The 17,304-nt window shown below is 52.3% G+C and carries 17 protein-coding genes; 7 read left to right on the top strand and 10 right to left on the bottom strand.

Translation table 11 applies throughout. The annotated features are described in order from the left end of the window. Positions 1 to 45 precede the first annotated feature (45 nt). Positions 46 to 843, top strand: a complete 798-nt coding sequence (locus tag H6F57_RS23910; protein WP_190631274.1) for an E3 ubiquitin ligase family protein — start codon at positions 46 to 48, stop codon at positions 841 to 843. Positions 844 to 956: 113 nt separating this feature from the next. Here the strand turns inward: H6F57_RS23910 and H6F57_RS23905 are convergent, their stop codons facing one another. Continuing rightward, complete coding sequence (locus tag H6F57_RS23905; RefSeq protein WP_190631273.1) at positions 957 to 2,723, bottom strand: M48 family metallopeptidase; 1,767 nt, start codon at positions 2,721 to 2,723, stop codon at positions 957 to 959. A 232-nt stretch (positions 2,724 to 2,955) separates the two neighbouring features. Here H6F57_RS23905 and H6F57_RS23900 point away from each other — a divergent pair, with 232 nt between their 5' ends. Continuing rightward, the gene (locus H6F57_RS23900; RefSeq protein WP_190631269.1) at positions 2,956 to 3,435 is read left to right on the top strand and encodes a DUF4079 domain-containing protein; all 480 of its coding nucleotides are present in this window, start codon (positions 2,956 to 2,958) and stop codon (positions 3,433 to 3,435) included. Positions 3,436 to 3,582: 147 nt separating this feature from the next. Here H6F57_RS23900 and H6F57_RS23895 read toward each other — a convergent pair whose 3' ends face one another. Further along, positions 3,583 to 4,320 (bottom strand): DUF1997 domain-containing protein, encoded by a 738-nt coding sequence (locus tag H6F57_RS23895; RefSeq protein ID WP_199292409.1) that lies wholly within the window; start codon positions 4,318 to 4,320, stop codon positions 3,583 to 3,585. Between the two features lie 227 nt (positions 4,321 to 4,547). On the opposite strand from H6F57_RS23895, the gene H6F57_RS23890 reads away from it, so the two are divergent. Further along, positions 4,548 to 5,210: an NAD(P)H-binding protein gene (locus H6F57_RS23890; RefSeq protein ID WP_190631267.1), complete on the top strand. Its 663-nt coding sequence runs from the start codon at positions 4,548 to 4,550 to the stop codon at positions 5,208 to 5,210. A gap of 288 nt (positions 5,211 to 5,498) precedes the next feature. On the opposite strand, the gene H6F57_RS23885 is transcribed toward H6F57_RS23890, so the two are convergent. From H6F57_RS23885 to ppsA, 5 genes are all read right to left on the bottom strand, one after another. Beyond that, positions 5,499 to 6,770, bottom strand: a complete 1,272-nt coding sequence (locus H6F57_RS23885) for an ATP-grasp domain-containing protein (RefSeq protein ID WP_190631264.1) — start codon at positions 6,768 to 6,770, stop codon at positions 5,499 to 5,501. A 24-nt stretch (positions 6,771 to 6,794) separates the two neighbouring features. Continuing rightward, a complete protein-coding gene (locus H6F57_RS23880) occupies positions 6,795 to 7,682 on the bottom strand; it encodes an isoaspartyl peptidase/L-asparaginase family protein (protein WP_190631262.1) in 888 nt (295 codons plus the stop codon). A gap of 365 nt (positions 7,683 to 8,047) precedes the next feature. Further along, positions 8,048 to 9,418 (bottom strand): hypothetical protein, encoded by a 1,371-nt coding sequence (locus H6F57_RS23875; RefSeq protein ID WP_190631260.1) that lies wholly within the window; start codon positions 9,416 to 9,418, stop codon positions 8,048 to 8,050. A gap of 10 nt (positions 9,419 to 9,428) precedes the next feature. After that, on the bottom strand, positions 9,429 to 9,863 hold the full coding sequence (locus tag H6F57_RS23870; protein WP_190631258.1) for a hypothetical protein: 435 nt from the start codon (positions 9,861 to 9,863) through the stop codon (positions 9,429 to 9,431). A 431-nt stretch (positions 9,864 to 10,294) separates the two neighbouring features. Next, on the bottom strand, positions 10,295 to 12,787 hold the full coding sequence (ppsA, locus tag H6F57_RS23865; RefSeq protein WP_190631256.1) for a phosphoenolpyruvate synthase: 2,493 nt from the start codon (positions 12,785 to 12,787) through the stop codon (positions 10,295 to 10,297). Between the two features lie 287 nt (positions 12,788 to 13,074). On the opposite strand from ppsA, the gene H6F57_RS23860 reads away from it, so the two are divergent. The 4 genes from H6F57_RS23860 (at position 13,075) to H6F57_RS23845 (ending at position 15,673) form a co-directional block, all read left to right on the top strand. Continuing rightward, positions 13,075 to 13,287 carry a hypothetical protein gene (locus tag H6F57_RS23860; RefSeq protein WP_073609129.1) on the top strand — a complete coding sequence of 71 codons (213 nt, stop codon included), beginning with the start codon at positions 13,075 to 13,077 and terminating at the stop codon, positions 13,285 to 13,287. A 191-nt stretch (positions 13,288 to 13,478) separates the two neighbouring features. Next, on the top strand, positions 13,479 to 14,234 hold the full coding sequence (locus H6F57_RS23855; RefSeq protein WP_190631358.1) for an ABC transporter permease: 756 nt from the start codon (positions 13,479 to 13,481) through the stop codon (positions 14,232 to 14,234). A 258-nt stretch (positions 14,235 to 14,492) separates the two neighbouring features. Beyond that, positions 14,493 to 15,155, top strand: a complete 663-nt coding sequence (locus H6F57_RS23850) for a hypothetical protein (protein WP_190631254.1) — start codon at positions 14,493 to 14,495, stop codon at positions 15,153 to 15,155. A 62-nt stretch (positions 15,156 to 15,217) separates the two neighbouring features. Then, positions 15,218 to 15,673 (top strand): hypothetical protein, encoded by a 456-nt coding sequence (locus tag H6F57_RS23845; RefSeq protein ID WP_199289982.1) that lies wholly within the window; start codon positions 15,218 to 15,220, stop codon positions 15,671 to 15,673. Positions 15,674 to 15,746: 73 nt separating this feature from the next. Here H6F57_RS23845 and H6F57_RS23840 read toward each other — a convergent pair whose 3' ends face one another. From H6F57_RS23840 to H6F57_RS23830, 3 genes are all read right to left on the bottom strand, one after another. Further along, positions 15,747 to 16,136, bottom strand: coding sequence for a phage holin family protein (locus tag H6F57_RS23840; protein WP_190631250.1), 390 nt, complete (start codon positions 16,134 to 16,136; stop codon positions 15,747 to 15,749). Further along, positions 16,129 to 16,644 (bottom strand): hypothetical protein, encoded by a 516-nt coding sequence (locus H6F57_RS23835; RefSeq protein WP_190631248.1) that lies wholly within the window; start codon positions 16,642 to 16,644, stop codon positions 16,129 to 16,131. The genes H6F57_RS23840 and H6F57_RS23835 overlap by 8 nt, the downstream gene beginning before the upstream one ends. Positions 16,645 to 16,707: 63 nt before the next feature. Then, positions 16,708 to 17,268 carry a DUF4126 domain-containing protein gene (locus H6F57_RS23830; RefSeq protein ID WP_190631245.1) on the bottom strand — a complete coding sequence of 187 codons (561 nt, stop codon included), beginning with the start codon at positions 17,266 to 17,268 and terminating at the stop codon, positions 16,708 to 16,710. Positions 17,269 to 17,304: the final 36 nt, after the last annotated feature.

Below are 17,304 nucleotides of genomic sequence, written 5' to 3'. Positions count from 1 at the left end.
TGGGCAAGCTGATAGTCAGAGCTGACAGCATTGCGGGAGAGCAGTATGGCGATCGCAGGCATTATTCTCATTATCGCTGGGGCCGTGCTCGGGTGGGTGCAAAACCGCCAGCAGCGCCGCTGTCGTCAGCTCAAACTGGCCCGTGCCTGTCAGGCGGCAGACCTAGAGGCCAGCGCTACTGCCGTCTCAAAGGAAATTGGCGGCGGCGACTGGCGTGACTACGTGTGGCTGCGGGGCACCGTCAAAACAACCACACCACTTACTTCAGAATTTAAGGCAGTTCCCTGCGTCTGCTACACCAGCACCGTGGTGCGCGAGTACGAAGAAACCGTGCGTCAGAAAGACAGTGACGGCAAAGTCACGACCAGCACCCAGCGGGGTTCAGAAACCATCAGCGAGCACAGTCAGCGCATTCCCTTCGACCTGGTAGATCCGTCGGGGCAGGTGCGAGTGGATCCTGAAGAGGCCAAGATCGAGCCAGTGGAGGTGCTGGACGAATTTCGGCCGGGCAACCCGGCGGGGGGCATGCTCTCCTTTGGCCCGTTTTCGCTAGCGCTGGGGGAAGACAGTATCAGCGGCCCCCGCCGCACTCTGGGCTATCGCTATCGGGAAACCGTTCTGCCGCTCGATCGGCCGCTGCTAGTGGTGGGCATGGCGAGCGATCGCACCGGCACCATCGCCATTGAAAAACCCGCCCAGGACGACCAACCCTACATCATTACGCTGAAATCCCACGAAGCCATTACCAAGAGCGTTGATCAAAGCGCCAAAATTGCGTTTTGGTCAATGGTGGGGTGCTTTGCGCTGGGGGTGGTGCTGCTGTTAGCGGCGATCGTGGGGTAAACGTTCGCTAAGACGTTTGCACGGTTCTGCGCTGGTTTCAACAGCTAATTGGCTTTGCCGTTAGCTGAGACCGAGAACACAGTAGGATGCGCTAGTCCTTGGAAAAGCCTGACTTAGCGCCGCCTATCCTGAATTGGCTCATCTTCTGGAATGCCTTGCTCCAGTTTGTATTGAGTGATTAGCTGGTTCATTTTGTAGCGCATCTTTAGGTGAGTTTCGACCCCTTCGTAGGCGTAGCGGTCGAAGCCGCCCTGGTCGATCAGCTGCTTGAGGTAGCTGACGCGATCGCTCGGATTGGGGTGCGAGGCAAACCAGGCCACGCCCTGGTTGCCGACCTCGTCTTCGAGGGTAATCATCAGATTGTGCAGGCCGTCAGCGGCGTAGCGGCTAGTGGCCAGCAGCTTAGTGCCCAAGATATCTGACTGGCGCTCCATGTCGCGGGAGTAGCTCGACACCACCAGCCCAGCGGCGATGTTGGCCACCTCAGGAATGGGAATAAACGAGGCCAGACTGGCGGTAAGGTTGCCCTGGGTCACCATCTGAAAGCTGTGGGAGAGCACCGCGTGGGCCAGTTCATGGCCGACCAAACCAGCCAGTTCGGCTTCAGAGTGGCTTTTGGTAATCGCTCCAGCATTTAGGAAAATTTTGCCGCCGGGCAGAGCAAAGGCGTTGAGGCTATCATCCATGATCACCTCAAACGTGTAATCAAACTCGTCGCGTCCGGCCAAGGCGGCTAGCCGCTGACCCATGTCGTTCACGTAGGCGCGAATTTCAGGATCATCAACAATGGGCAGTTGTCGCTTCACCTGCTCAGCCACCTGATTGCCCAAACCGCTTTCGCCCTGCATGAGCAAAATGCCGGAATTAATCGCGCTAAACGGCCCCAGCAACCCCCCGGTGAGAATATACCCCGCTGCTCCAGTGACAATGTTTGATATCAAGTTGCGGGTTAGGGTCTGGTTCGTCTCGCCGCGAAAGCGATCGAGGTTCTGCCGGGCCAGGGCACCCATGGCTTCGGCTTCGGGGTGCTCGGGGTTGAGGATGGCGAACTGGTTAGCGGTAATGGCGGCTTCAATCCACTGTTCGCGGGCCATCTGCACCTCAGCCTGGGCCTTGAGCAGGTCGGGGTTATAGGGATAGCGGGCGATCGCCCCATCCAGCACCCGAGCCGCCTCGTCGGCCCGATCATGCTGCACCAGGTAGCGGGCGTAGAGGGCCTGCCCCGGCAAAAACTCGGGGTAGTTCTCCACCAGTAGCTCTAGGGGCACCAGCACCCGATTGGGGAACTCGGACTCGATCCCGGCCTGGGCCTCGCGCCAGTAAACCTGCCCAGCAGGAGGTAGCTCAGCGGGGTCGGTGAGGGGGGCGATCGCCAGCTCTGGCCCTGTTTCTGCCAGCCATTCTGGGTCTTTGGCCGCCCGATAGAGGAGTTCAGCATCGGCGCGATTGCCTGCTTGGTAGAGGCGATCGGCCTCGATTAAAATTTCGCTGCGCTTGGCCACCTCGGGCGAAAGGCCCGACAGCAGCAGCGCCCGCCCTAAGGTCGAATCGGCATCTATGTCTGCCGCCGCTGGAACGGCCTCAGAGCCAGCCCCAGGAATTTCGGGAATATCGGGTTCCTTGGGCGGCAGCTTTAGGGTGCCGTCAGGCTGCTCTGGGAATGGAGTAGGCAGCGTATTTTCGGGCCGCGCGGCTGGGTCTACCGGCAGCGCATCCTCGGCATTGGCCAGCACCGTTGCTGCTGGCTCCACCACCCCGGCAGGCTCGGTTGCAAACCCTGGAACCCCCTGGCTGAGTAGCACCGCCCCCAAAAAACTGGCCAGTAATGCTATCAAAAACCGCTGCGTTGGCGGAGCCTGGCCTTTGGTCAATCGCCGCATGACATCTCCCTAAAACTGGTTTCTCTACAACAAATGAGGCCATACTCCCTGGGTGACGGATGGGGCAAAACCCAGACCTGGGCCTGCACGGCGCTATCCCTGAACTTAGGTTCCTGCTGGTAACTTATTTATTCTGGACTCATTCTGATCCAATGCTTTGCCAAGCCAGAATCTGTGCTCCTATAATTTTGTTAAATAAATGTAACGCCGGAAAACGCAACAACGGAGCCCCATGACCTTAGACACGATTCAACCCTGGCTCAACTTTGTTCACCCCGTAACCATGTGGCTGCTGCTGGCGATGACCCTTTACGCCCTTTACCTGGGGATTCAGTCGCGCCGCACCCGCCTGGCTGATGCCGAAACCCGCAAAGAGTTGATCAAAGGTAAATTTGCCCTTAAGCACCACAAGGTCGGCTCTGTATTGCTGGCCTGGATGGTGATTGGCACCGTGGGTGGCATGGGGGCTACCTACTTAGAGGCTGGCAAGCTGTTTGTGGGGCCTCACTTGTTAGCAGGCCTGGGTATGGCAACCCTGATTGCTGTCTCTGCCGCCCTAGTGCCGTTTATGCAGAAGGGCAGTGAGACGGCTCGGCTCACCCACATCACCCTCAACATGGTGCTAGTCGGGCTGTTTAGCTGGCAAGCCTTTACCGGCATGAAAATTGTGCAACGGCTGCTGACTGACCTTCAAGCCTCGGCTGGCTCCTAGTCCGTGGGGCGACTTAGGCAAGTCCTAAGCAATAAGTTTTTAGCGATCGCAGCTCAAAGGAAACCCCTAGGCCGCGATCGCTTTGTGTTGCCAGTTCAAACTATCCTCAGGTCTAGCCTAAGCCTGACCGTCGTAGACACCGCCCAATTACCGGCCCCAGTTTGACCAAAAGTGGTGGCCCCGGTAACTCTCGGGCAAGGGCAGGTTGTAGCTGTGGTGAAAATCTTCCTGCACCTTGCGGGTGAGGCGCTTAGAGACCTGGCGCACCACCTGGTTGAGCAAGCGATCGCCCGAGGACTTGAGCAGCGATCGCGGCACCGAGTTTAGCAGGCGCGGCATGTGAATCTTGACTGCCAGGCTCAGATCCCAGTCAACCTGAGTCAAATTGGTGGCGGGAGGGGTGGCCATGGGGCCATCCTGCAAACGCATCACCGCATGAAAATCGACATCGTAGCCGGGAGGCACGTACCCTGGCACCGGAATCGTATCAATGCGGTAGACCTGGTGATCGAGGGGCGACAGATATAAACCCACTTTGGGCTCCACTTCATAGCCCAGCACCGAGAAACGCCCGACCACCAGCCCATAGCCGTGGTCTGAAATATGCTCTACCTGCATCGGGTGAGCGCAGCGGGTAAACCACCCCCGGTGGCTATTGAGGTAGCGACCGACGGTATCGCTGTCGGCAGCCATGTCCATTTTGCCGGCATAGTGCCCTTCTAACAGCAGGGCCCCGTCTACAAAGGGTACCTGTGCATGGGGGGCTTGGCCGACCGCATGGTCAGCGGTGACCGGGGGAGTTTGCTCGTTGACCATCGCCGCCTCAACGCCAACCTTCTCATCCTCTGGCAAGGACGAGGTGTTAGGGTTTTGGGCAGATGGCATGAATTCAAGAGTCACTGTGCAACCACTTGCTTAAACAACATCAGACAATATAATTGCGCCGAAGGTTGCGTCCCAGGCTTAACCATCCTAAGGCTTTAGTATCTCAAGTGTGCCCCTCAGAACTGTCATGCTTATCACGGTTTCATGTAACCCGCCCTAGGGTTGGTTTCTTTTCATATCGCCTTCCGTAAGATCAAAGCAGTTCTATAACTATCGGGGAATTAGCCGTGAAAGCATTTGTTGCTGGGGCGACTGGGGCCACAGGTTCAAAAATTGTGAACCAGCTCGTGGGTCGCGGCGTGCCCGTGGTGGCCTTTGTGCGCGATGCCGCCGCTGCCCGAGAAAAGTTGCCCATTGAGGTCACGCTGATGGAAGGCAGCGTCACCGATAAGGAGAGCATTCGCAAGGCGATCGCAGGCTGCACTGTACTGCTATCGGCCACCGGCGCTCGCCCCGGCTTTGACCCCACCGGCCCTTACCAGGTTGACTACGAAGGCAACAAAAACCTGATCGATGTGGCTAAAGAAACCGGCATTGAGCACTTTGTGATGGTGTCGTCGCTCTGCGCCTCACGCTTTTTTCACCCGCTCAATCTGTTCTTTCTCATTCTGTATTGGAAGCACCAGGCTGAGGCCTACCTGCAAGCTAGCGGTCTTACCTACACTATTGTTCGACCCGGCGGCCTCAAGGATGACGACACCGACACCCGCACCCTAGTTATGGCCCCAGCAGATACGCTATCTGAGGGCAGTGTGACCCGGCAGAAGGTGGCTGAGGTCTGTGTAGAAGCGCTATATCTGCCCCAGTCGCGCAACAAGATTGTGGAAATTGTTGCCCAAGACAACGCCAATCCTCAACCCTATGAAGCCATGTTCGCTGCGGTAGCGTAGGCCTGGAGGAATTAGCAAAAGTTGGGTTTATAGAATCGGGTTATGCGGTTGATCCTGAATCGACGAAATGAACCATCCGTTCGAGTATTTCAGTAGGAGACAGATCCTCAACCATCAACCAAAGAGTGTTTCTCCATATTCACTCTGTAACCGCTAACGGAATCGAAACACCTGATGGTGAGCATCATTCATTCAGGCGCCAATTTGTGATCAAACCGAGCTTGAACGGTTGGGTACATGGGCGTTTTTGTCCTCGCTCAATCCTATTACGCCCTATCTCACTGTGCGTTAGCTCGTCAAATGCAAGCCTTTGCTGTACAAGCTCTGTTCTATCTGTTGCATATCTTGCAAGCTTTTCCCTGTTACAATGCCGTAGATTTCGGTATAAATTTTGCCATATTTCACCTTCTCTAGCGCCGACAAGATGAGAAAGTCTTTGCGCTCTAGCTCTGACTTCAATGTGAGCAAAATTGAATCAAGCGTTCCTTCCATCCGATAATCGCTCGAATATTTTGCGATTGCCTTATCGTGCTTTAGCAACAAATGACGCTGAAGACAAAGCGGTGTGGAACCATTAATGCGAAAGTTAGCGTCGATCGCATAAAGTTTTCCATCCCTATCCTCCAAAACATCAAAACCAATAATACCGAAGTATCCTTGCTGATAGGCATACTGTCCTACCGCTAAAATCATTTGCAAGAATTTACTCAAATCATCCGTGTAATCAACTAATCCACCTAAATAATTCCCTTCGGGACTTACTAGCTGCTGCGTCACACCGATTAGAGTAATCTTTCCAGCTTTGTTCACATAGAACTGCACACAGTAGTTGCCAACTTCATGCTTAACAAATTCTGAAACAATAATGGTTTCTAATAAATTGATTCTCATATACTTTCTAAGTTCTTCCAAGCAGTAGTTAAGATCGCTGCTACTGCGAATAATATAGGTACCCTCGCCCGAAAGACCATGTGATGTCTTAATTAGGTAGGGGTACTCTGATGGAAGTTGAATTTGATTTAAATCAACTCGCTTTAAATCATAGGTTTGATAAATTGGGCAAAGTACTCCTAACTTAGCGAGGGTGGCTTTGCTTAACAAACGATAATGCGTATCGGGGTTGACGGCATGTTTTTCGGGTAGTAATCGATCAAATGGAAAAAGCGTAATCGCTTGGCTGAGGTGGTTGCTCTGGTTAAAATCATCTAAATACGTTGAGCAATCCATCATCTCTAGTTGTTGATCGCGAAAGCCAAAATGCTCCTGCCAATATTGCATTAATAGATTCCGCGGTGGGCTGATGACTACCCCAGGAAGCGTATCTCCCAGTACAGCCAGATTTTTCCAGGGTTCTTTCTGACAAATTTTGTCAAATGATGTTTTAGTGGCTTCACTGCTGCCATCTTGCAGGAAATATTTCTGAACGTTGGGATAAGCAGCCCATTTTGCAGTTGCCGGATAATTTAAGATCAGGGCACATGATTCATTTTCAATATCCTGAGCGAAGAGATCAGAAAGAGAATTGCCTTGAAAGAATTTAAAGTCTGTTTGAGAAAACATGGCAGTTTAAGCAATCGCAAATGATTATTCCTTTTGGGTAAAAGTGGCTGGCTGTTGCAAAGCTTCAGTCATGTAGGCAACCGCCATATTGTCTGAGTTGTAGGCCCAACCGATGCGCCCCTGACGATCAAGCAAGATACAGCCTGCCTCGCCTTTTACACGCGCTTTGAGGGTGTTGATCGCGTGTTGGGCTGCTTGGTCTGGATGAGTTTCTTCAGCTAAGGCATCGATCGCCGTCTTCGCAAGTACAACTGGAACAATTGATTCGCCATCACCCGTAGTTGAGCAAGCGCCCAGTTGATTATCTGCATATAAACCAGCGCCAACCAAAGCAGAATCACCCACGCGTCCTTGAGGTTGATCCGTCAGCCCCCCTGTAGAAGTCCCTGCAACGAGATTGCCATTGGTATCTAGTGCCACACAACCCACAGTATTTGGACGATCTAAAACGTTAGCTTCTTCTTTCCACTCCTGATACTGTTCTTCGCTGACCAGGTCGTCTTTACCACACATTTCTAGCCCATGCTCGAGGGCAAATCGTTCACCACTTTCAGCCACTAGAAATCGAGACTTGTCCTCCATAATTCTGCGAGCAACGGAGATAGGATGACGAACTCTCTGCACGGCTGCAACGGCTCCCCAAGACAACGTTGCTCCATCCATCATGGCCGCATCGTCTTCAACTTCGCCTTCACTGTTCATCGCTGAACCGAAGCCTGCATTGAATGTTTGGTCAGACTCTAATACCTGAATAGCAGCCTCAACGGCTGCGGCTGCACTACCGCCACTATGAAGTATATTCCACCCCGCCTCTGCGGCTGCTCGACATCCAGCGTGATTTGCCGCCAGCTTGTCTTCTGAAATGGTTTTAGCTCCACCGTGAACAACGATAACTGGCTTAAACTGATTCATTTTTCCCTACTCATAATCTAGAGGAGAGAATGACGACGATCGCAGTGATAAAGCAATGACAAAACAATCGGTTTTGGCCTGCAATTTGGCAGAACAAGCGATCGCTCAAACTCTTGCTTCACAGCGTAACGGCCGCTTCTTCTAACAGGCTCTATCTTAGGATTAATTGTAAGAGTCCAAAAAATGAAGTTTGATTAAGCAGTTTTTCGCTTATTATATTTCTGTATCACAGATTAGTGCTGATAACACTCCGACAAAAGCGGTTGTCACCGTTTCCAATACTTAAAGATAGAATTTAGCAACTGGGAATGGTTAAGACTTTTTAGAAGCCGACAACGCATTCTATAATACCTATTCCTATTTTCTTAATACTTTAAACAGTCGTTGCATTCATTCATTCCATTTCTACGAAAGATTTCAGGAGTACTGCTGCTAACTATTTCTTGAGAAAGATCAATTTTTAGGACATAGTTGCCTGCTAGACTCTTCCAGTATTTGCATCTTCGACTGAAATGGTACTTTCTACTTGGCTCGCTCAAGTTACCAATGTATTCTCCGTTCAACGCCTTTATCTCAGAATATTTTTCGAGTTCATTTCTGAGTCGCTCAATCTCCATTCCCCTTTGCCTAATATCTCGCGTCAACTCATTGATTTCTTCCAGAAAAGCATTTCTTTGAAGTTGATAGCCTTGCTCTTTTATGTCGAGTTCGTTTTGCAGATTGGTTAATCTATTCAAATAATTTTGAAGCTCTTGTTGATCCGATTTATTTTTGGATTCGAGTGCTTTCAAGCTCTCTTCGAGCTCTCTCGTTCTAACCCTCAAGTCCTTAATAGTTTTTTTGGTGAACTCATCAAGTTCAGGAGCATCTAAGCGAGAAATATCTTTGTCAGATAATTCTTGAAACAAAAATCTTATTTTGTAAAGAACCCCCAGGTTGGCAGGGCTAATGTTTTCAATACTGCATTCAATCTCTTCAGATACCTTCTGTTTTAAGGTATGCAAAATATCATTTGATGGCTCTTGATTCTTCATAAAGAAAGCCATCTGGCTTAGAAACTTATCGATATGAGCTAAATCCCTCTCCCCTTTTGTTGCTAAAATTGTTTCAAATTGGTCTTGAACTCGGAAAACATTACTGTATCTCGATCCTTGCAAAGACTGAAGATCAGCTTCAATTTTTTGTTTCTTGAGCTTTAAAGTCTCAATAGTTTGAGCTAATCTTTCGCAGCTTTCGGGGGTTTTTGAGCCAAGACTTTGTAAAACTTTTAAGTACAAACGGGCTTGAAAATCAAGATTATTTAGTTCCTCTGCTGAGTCAGCAGTTGATGCCTTCCGCTGCCATTTCTTCTGCAATTCATTTATTTTGGAGAAAAGATTTCCACTGAAACAGCTAGAAATTAGAACTTGAACTTGCTCAAGAGGAAATGGGAAAGTGGTAAATAAACCAAAAATAGCCCAAAAAATGAATGTAAACAGAAGAAAACAAAATACAGTGAAATAATTTGATATTTTCCCCCAAAAGCTTAGAGGCTTTAAATCCTTATCTTTAAGACGGCTATATGAATCTATTCCTATATTTATCGTTACATTTTGCTCTCTGTTGTCTTGGTATTGATAATTGCCGTTTCCAGCAGCTGCTTGTTGCCCGCCTCTAAAAAAGCCGCTAGCTGCTTGGTTTATACCGGGCTGCGGTTTTTCAGAATTATTGCCTGTAGAGCTGGAGTTATCATCCATGGTTGATTGGTCAACCTAGAAGTGTCCAGAGGGATCCTGCTGCTGCACCTAGCCAACCAGCAATCTTAAGCAGCATTGGGCTAACAGTTTTCATGATGTGCTGACTAGAATCTAATGTTTTTTCAAGCGAATCTATATTTTTCGCAACTCGCTCAAGACTTTTGGCAACTAATTCTTTGTTTGGCTCTTCTTCTTCTGTCTCTATCTTTGCTATATCCAAATATTTGATACTATTTTCTTTTACTGGCTCGGATACGTCTAAGTTTTGAATTATTTGTTTGATTTGAGCAATAAGTTCAATCGCTTCATTCTTTGTGACTATGTCAGCAGCTGGGGAACCATTACTCGGAGCTATTTGCGTATTGTTGTTCCCAACTGCCGCTTGCATTCCTCCCGCCATAAAGCCGGAGTTGACTTGGTTGATGCTACCAGGGTGATTGTTCACAAATCTTGTGTCTCCTGAGACTCAATATCTAAACAACTTTAGAACCAAACATAGTTTGGTTCTGCTTGGTTCTTCACACCATAACTTCCCAATTCCCGACATGTCCATCGTTAATATCAAGGTATATCAGCTATCTCTACTGTGAGATCCGCATAGCAACGAACAGGGTTGCACTCTGGGCGTGCGTCTTGCAAAGTAATTCTGCGGGGAATGTATCTGGGGCGGGAGTAGGAGAAGTTGGTGCTTCCCCTGCCCCCTGAGACATTCCAACTTAGTCCGGTAGGCAGGTACATCAGCATGATGACTCGTCGCATTACAGCAGTAGAGGGCTAAAAAAGCGAGAATCCCCTTACTCTGAAGCAAATAAAGAAGCTCCAGCTTCTTTGTGAAGCTGGGGCTTGCTCTTGCAGCGTTTTCTCGGTTGTGTGGTGCTAGCCTATCTGCTGCTCCATGTCGGCGATCTCTAGGCGGGTTTTAATCACCGTGTCGGGGTTGAGGCTAATGGAGTCAATGCCCTGCTCCACCAAGAAGCGGGCAAACTCGGGGTAGTCGCTCGGCCCCTGGCCGCAGATGCCAATTTTGCGACCGTGCTCCTTAGCGGTTTGAATCGCCATCTTCACCATGCGCTTGACCCCGGTGCTGCGCTCGTCGAACAGGTGGGCCACTAAGGCCGAGTCGCGATCGATCCCCAGGGTTAGCTGAGTCAGGTCGTTCGAGCCGATGGAGAAACCGTCGAACACCTGGCTAAACTCGTCGGCCAGCACCACGTTGTTGGGCAGCTCGCACATAACGTAGACTTGCAGACCGTTTTCGCCGCGCACTAGGCCATGTTGAGCCATTTCTTCAAGCACTCGGCGGCCTTCGTCAGGGGTGCGGCAGAAGGGCACCATCAAAATCACATTGGTGAGGCCCATGTCGTCGCGCACCCGCTTGAGGGCCTGGCACTCAAGGGCAAAACCGTCGCGGTAGCGATCGTCGTAGTAACGGGAAGCACCGCGCCAGCCCAGCATCGGGTTTTCTTCGTCAGGTTCGAAGGTGCTGCCACCCAGCAGGTGGGCATACTCGTTGCTCTTAAAGTCGGATAGACGGACGACAACAGGCTTGGGATAAAAGGCGGCAGCCAGGGTGCCTACGCCCTGGGCCAGCTTGTCGACGAAATAGTCGGGTTTGTGGTCGTAATGGGCCGTCAGCTGCTGAATTTCACGCTTTTCAGACCCGTTGGCGAGGCTGTCAAAGTTGAGCAGGGCCAGCGGGTGCACCTTAATGTGGTTGGCGATGATAAATTCCAGCCGGGCTAGGCCAACCCCGTCGTTGGGCAGGGCGGCCAGGGTAAAGGCCTTCTCGGGGTTGCCCACGTTCATCATGATCTTAGTGCGGGTTTCGGGTAGGCTATCGAGCTTAGTGGTTTCGACCCTAAAGGGCAGCTCGCCTCGGTAGATTACCCCTTCTTCGCCCTCGGCGCAGGAGACAGTGACGAAGTCACCCATCTTGAGCACCTGGGTGGCATTGTCGCAGCCGACGATCGCCGGAATACCCAGCTCCCGCGCAATGATGGCGGCGTGGCAGGTGCGCCCGCCCTGGTCAGTGACGATCGCACTGGCCTGCTTCATAATCGGCTCCCAGTCGGGGTCGGTACGGGCCGTGACCAGCACTTCCCCAGGACGGAACTCAGCAATTTGGGACACCTCTAAAATCACGCAGGCCTCGCCCTGGCCAATCAGATCGCCCACGGCCCGACCTCGGGCCACCGGTTCCACCCCCTCAGGCACGTCAAGAATGTACGATCGCAGCTCATTTTGTGCTTTCTGCGATTGCACTGTTTCAGGCCGAGCCTGCACGATAAACAGCTCCCCCGTGTGGCCATCCTTGGCCCACTCAATATCCATAGGGCTGTTGACGCCGCGCAGCTGGGTGTAATGCTCTTCGATGGTGCAGGCCCACTGGGCGAGCTGCAGAATGTCGTCTTCGTCAATAGCAAAACGCTCTTGATCGGCCAGGGGCACCGGCTCATTTTTGGTGAGTTCGGTGCCGGTGGTGTTATAGACCATGCGCAGGGCCTTGGTGCCCAGGCGCTTGCTAAGAATGGGTTTGTGGCCCGACTTCAGAGTGGGCTTAAACACCACGTATTCATCAGGGTTAACAGTGCCCTGCACCACATTTTCGCCCAAGCCGTATGCGGCAGTCAGCAGCACCGCGTTTTGAAAGCCGGTCTCGGTGTCAATGGAGAACATCACCCCCGAGGTGGCGAGATCTGAGCGCACCATGCGCTGAATGCACACCGACAGCGCCACATCGAAGTGGTCGAAGTCTTTGGTGGTGCGGTAGGAGATGGCGCGATCGGTAAACAGCGAGGCATAGCACTTCTTGCAGGCGATTAGCACGGCCTGGTCGCCGTAGACGTTGAGGTAGGTCTCTTGCTGGCCTGCAAAGCTGGCGTCGGGCAAATCTTCAGCGGTGGCACTAGAGCGTACGGCCACATCAACCTCGGTATAGGTGTGGTCTTGCAGGCAGGACTCATCACCAAAGCAGAGGCTTTGCCCGGCCTGCTCGCACATCTGGTGGTAAGCCGTGAGAATGGCAGTTTTTAGGTCGTCGGGGAAGGTGGCGTTGAGAATGAGCGATCGCGCCTTTCTGCCCCGTCGCCGCAGCTCGGTCACGTCATTCACGTCAAAACCGCCTAGCACCTCGCGCAGCTGGGCATCAAGCCCGGTTTTCTCAATGAAGTAGCGGTAGGCATAGGACGTGGTGGCAAATCCCGATGGCACTCTCACGCCCTTGGGTGTGAGCTGCTGAATCATTTCTCCGAGGGAGGCATTTTTGCCGCCCACGAGGTGAACATCCTCTAGCCGCACCTGGTCGAGCCAGAGCACCAATTGTTGATCACGCTGTACCAAAGAACGTTGAACTACAGACGTAGCTACCATGTCGCCACCTCAAAGAAGTACTCGCAAAGGCTGTGCGACGAAACGCTCCACTCGTAAAGACTGCTGAGATTCCTAAGTAGCTGGAGACCGGCGATTTTGCCCAGATCAGGCTTCGCCAACGCGCCGCACATCTCCATGCTAAAAATCTGAGGATCAGCCCACAACCTTGTCTAACTTTTCGTGTCTCGAACGCAATAGATGTATACAACCCCAGGCCGCAGCCCCGGTCGAGTAGACCACGGGCACCACTGCTACAGTAATTTCTAACCCCCAGCCGCAGGTTGACTATGGATAGTCGCGAGCTTGCCCAATTTATCGAAGCCAGAGATGGCATGTCTAAACCCTGGCTGCTAGTGCTGCTGCGTCTGAAAAAGCTAGAAGAGCGCAAAGACACCACTCCCCCCGAACTCTATATGGAAGAACTTCAGGCGCTGCACAAGGAGCTGATGGGCTTAGGAGAGTGGTGGGTTGGCAATGAAGATGAACTTTTTAATCCCTAAGGAGGGTCAGTTTGAACATCGCCGCCGTTTACTATGAAGCTCCTGCCGACCAATAGCAGGGCGATCGGGCGAGCATCCCCCTACGCCTTAGACTATTAAGAAGCGTTAAAAATGATGTCGTGACCAATATTCTCTCTCGTCCGCGCCTGCGTCAGATTGAGGCTCTACCCCTACGGACCCTCTGGGTCGATATGCTCACCGTATTTTGGGGTGACTGGCTCGATTTGCGGGTGCGCATTCCCCAGGTGGCGGCATCGGGGCTTGTGTCACCGCTGATCTATATTTTGGCCTTTGGTTTGGGCTTGGGCAATGCGATCGACCAGGTGACTACGCCCTCAGCGGGGGACAACTATTTAGAGTTTATTTTGCCGGGCATGGTGGCGCTGTCATCGATGGTGATTAGCTTTGGTGGCACCACGTTTTCGATCTGCGGCGATCGCCTGTTCACCAAGACCTTCGAGGAAATGCTGCTCTACCCAGTGCACCCCTTATCCCTGCACCTGGGCAAAATGCTGGCGGGCATCGTGCGCGGAATGATGACGGCGGGCTCGGTAATCTTGGTAGCAATTATCTTCACCGGGCGGTTTTGGAGCTTTGTGAACCCGCTATTTTTGCTGCTGGTGGTGCTCAACTGTGCCGTGTTTGCTGGTCTGGGGGTTATTGTCGGACTCAACGTAAAATCCCTCGAAAGCGTGGGGTTGTTCAACAACTTTTTGATTGTGCCAATGTCGTTTTTAGGCGGCACGTTTTTTGACCCCAGTACTCTGCCCATGGCGCTAAAAGCAATTGTCTACCTGCTGCCGCTGACCTACACAACGATTGGCTTGCGGGCAGCCGCTTACAAACCCCTAAGCGAATTTCCCTGGTATGCGATCCCCATTCTGTTAGTAGTGGCGGGGGTGCTGGCTGCGATCGGGGCGCGGCAGTTTTCAACCCAGCAAGACTAGAGCGGCTTTGCACTGAAGCGATTTGCCCACATCGGCGGTGGCCGGTGCAGAGCGCGGCTCGATCCAACTATGGGCCTATCATGCAAACAACCTCTAAGTTCTGACTTTGACAGGTCGTAGGCTGCTAAGCGCAAAGGTTAGGGGCGTTCATGAAAACTTCTTCCAGTGTTTTGGTCTTCAGCCTCCGGACACGGGCATTCTCAACATGAAGAAGGTGATGCATCTTCGTATCTTTAGGGGTGTCTGCAAATGCCGGGAATGCGACGAGCCGACAGACGTAATTCAGCCGACGATAATGCAATCCAGCACCCGCAAGCGAGGCGGGCTGAGCCGATACCGCCCAACGAGCTTAGGCAGCTTCTGATCAATGTTCGATCGCAACGGGATGAGGCGAAGGATCAGGTTGTCGAGAAAGCGCGACAGCTAGAGGAAAGCCAGACGCTTTACCGAGAGCAAAAGGAAAAGCTGCAATCGACGATTGTTCTCTATCGGGAAACCCAAGAGAAGGCGAGCTCGTATCTAGCGCTTTATACCGAGGAGAAAGCCAGGAGCAGCGAGCTTGAGATCCAGTACAATCAAGCTTCGCAGGAGTCCCAGAACTATCTGACGCTGTATAAGCAGATTGAGCAAGAGCTGAAAGTTGAGCGGCGCTCCAAGGCAGGAATTAAGGGCTGGGAGACCCGGCGCAAGCGGGAAAATGAGCGGCTAAAGCAAGAAATTGGCGAAATGGCGATCGTTCTCCGTGAGTCGCTGACTAAGAAGGATCAGGCTATTAAGAGCTTGGAAGATGTAGCAACTCGGATGGATCGAATTCAGAGGCTGGTAGATTCCGTCGATGATGAGGCGGCCAACAATCCGGTAGGGATGCTGCAAAAGTTTCAGCGGGTATGGGCTGCTGTTAGGGAAATTATGGCGGAGTAAGGAACGGCTAACCCATGAGCAACGATTCAGCTTCGATAATTTCGGCGTCCCAACCTGCAACTTTGGGCGATCGCCTGCGTGGTATCGCTGAGGAGTTACGGCAGGAAACAGGTACTCAGATTAAAGCTACCTCTCGGATACTGGGTGCGGCGGCTCAGATAGCCCAGAACCACGATCAGCTGATTGTTGAGGTGGTGGAGATGGTCGAGGAGGATTTGAGTCGAAGGGATCAGAGCGAGGCCCTAACTACTTATAAAGTTTCGGATTTAAAGCAGGAATTTAAGACTCTCAAAACCGCTAAAGCTCATTTTGGTATTAAGGCGAATAGCTGGGATGCTCTGGCAACAAAACTGAACGAGACAAGCGAAATTCCTAGCAGCGAAACGGGGATTTCAAACACTACCCACAGCCAAGTCTTGGAGCGGCTCGATCGCATTGAGCTGGAGATTAGGTCCCTTCAAGGAAGTATGGAGCAGGTGTTGGGACTGCTCCAGGAGATAATCAAGCAGCAGAGCTAAGCACCTTGCCTGAGTGATGTCTTAGGACAGTTGGTGCGTAAAGTTATTTGTTGCAGGCCACTTACTTCTCTAATTAATCTTTGGCTTTCAACAGCGCGATCGATCGCGAGAGCCGAGCCTGGGTCTGAATCATCAGTGGCCCACTCAGCCGCAGCCGCCCCAGGGTGAGAAACATCAGTCCCAGCAGCAGATTGGCCCCGGCCACGGCCCCGATCGCCTGAAGCCAGCTCAGCCCTAGGGACTGGGCAAACGCCACACTGGCGACGATGCCGAGCACAACCGCTGTAGTGACTAGACCGATGCCGATGCCTAGCAGAATAAACCCGCTGATCAGCCGTCGACTTTCGTAGTTAGCCTCTTGCACCGCCACATTGAGGTGGGTATCGACGAGCACCGTCATCAAACGCAGCAGCCGCCGAAAGTAGCCTTCGATTTGGTCAAAGGTGGAGTCAGAGCTAGCCACGCTTGCCCCCCAAGATCAGACCCAACACAAAGCCAAGGCCCAGGGCGATCAGCAGGCTTTGCCCCAAGTTGCCGCGAGCGCGTTTCTCAAGCTCGGGAAGCATTTCGGCCTTCAGCTCTTGGATTAGGTTTTCGGTGCGCGATTCGAGGTCATCGAGCAGATTGTCAATGCTGGATTTAGTTACTCCCAGGGGCTCAGTAGCCTCTAAGACAGTAGATTTTAGGGCAGACGACATCCCATTGATCGCAGACTTACGAGAGGCGTTGCTCAAGACCGGTGGATCGACTTCGACCAGGTCAGCTAGCTCGTTTAGATGGCGGCGAATGCGGGTTTTGGTATGATCCATTTCGCCGCTGATATAGTCTACGGCCAGCTCTAGGTCGCCTTTGGTCGCCAGCAAATTGTCTTCGATCAGCTGGGGCCACTCCGATAGAATCAACGGCACCATCGCGTCAAATTGATGCTTAAAGGCTTTTTTAGCGTGAGTGATGGTGTTTTTTTTAGCCATAGCTCAAGACGATTTCCATAGGGATAAGGGTGGGCAGGGTAGCTGGGCTAGTGGGCAAAGGGTTCAGGAAACCCGTCGTTTGCGGCCTCGCCGTCGAAACACTAGGTACAGCAGCACACCTACTACGATCATTACTAGAATTGGCACCGCGATCGCCAGTACCGAAAGGATGGTCGAGCTGGCTAGCTCAGTCGTCGAAACCGCGATGTTGCCCACCGGGCCACCCGCCGCTGTAGAAGCCAGCCGGGCCAGGCCTGTAAACGCCTGGGTGCTGCTGGCGATACCGCCACCGGCAATCAGAGCCAAGCTCCACTGCAAGAAGGGGTTCATGTCACCACCTGTGACAGCAGCAGTAAGTACGGTGCCTGCGATCGCCGCCGCTGGTAGCTCTACCGCATCCATCAAATTGTCGACTACGGGCACAAAATAGATCAGCACCTCTAGGGCCGTGGCAGCGGCCAAAGCCAAAATAGCCGGGGTTGTACTCATCCAGGCCACACCGGGAGACAGGGCCAGATAACCCTGCTGAGAAGCCACACCAGCCACCAAAAACGGCACCAAAATTCTAAACCCAGCGGCGGCGCTGAGGCCAATGCCAATGGCGATGTGCAGCAGTACATCCATGTCTCCCCAGGGTAAACGCCAGTAGACCTAGTGTAT

It is taken from the genome of Leptolyngbya sp. FACHB-60, from assembly GCF_014695775.1.
Lineage (GTDB): Bacteria > Cyanobacteriota > Cyanobacteriia > Phormidesmidales > Phormidesmidaceae > Nodosilinea.
This window is presented reverse-complemented; position numbering and strand designations above follow the sequence as displayed.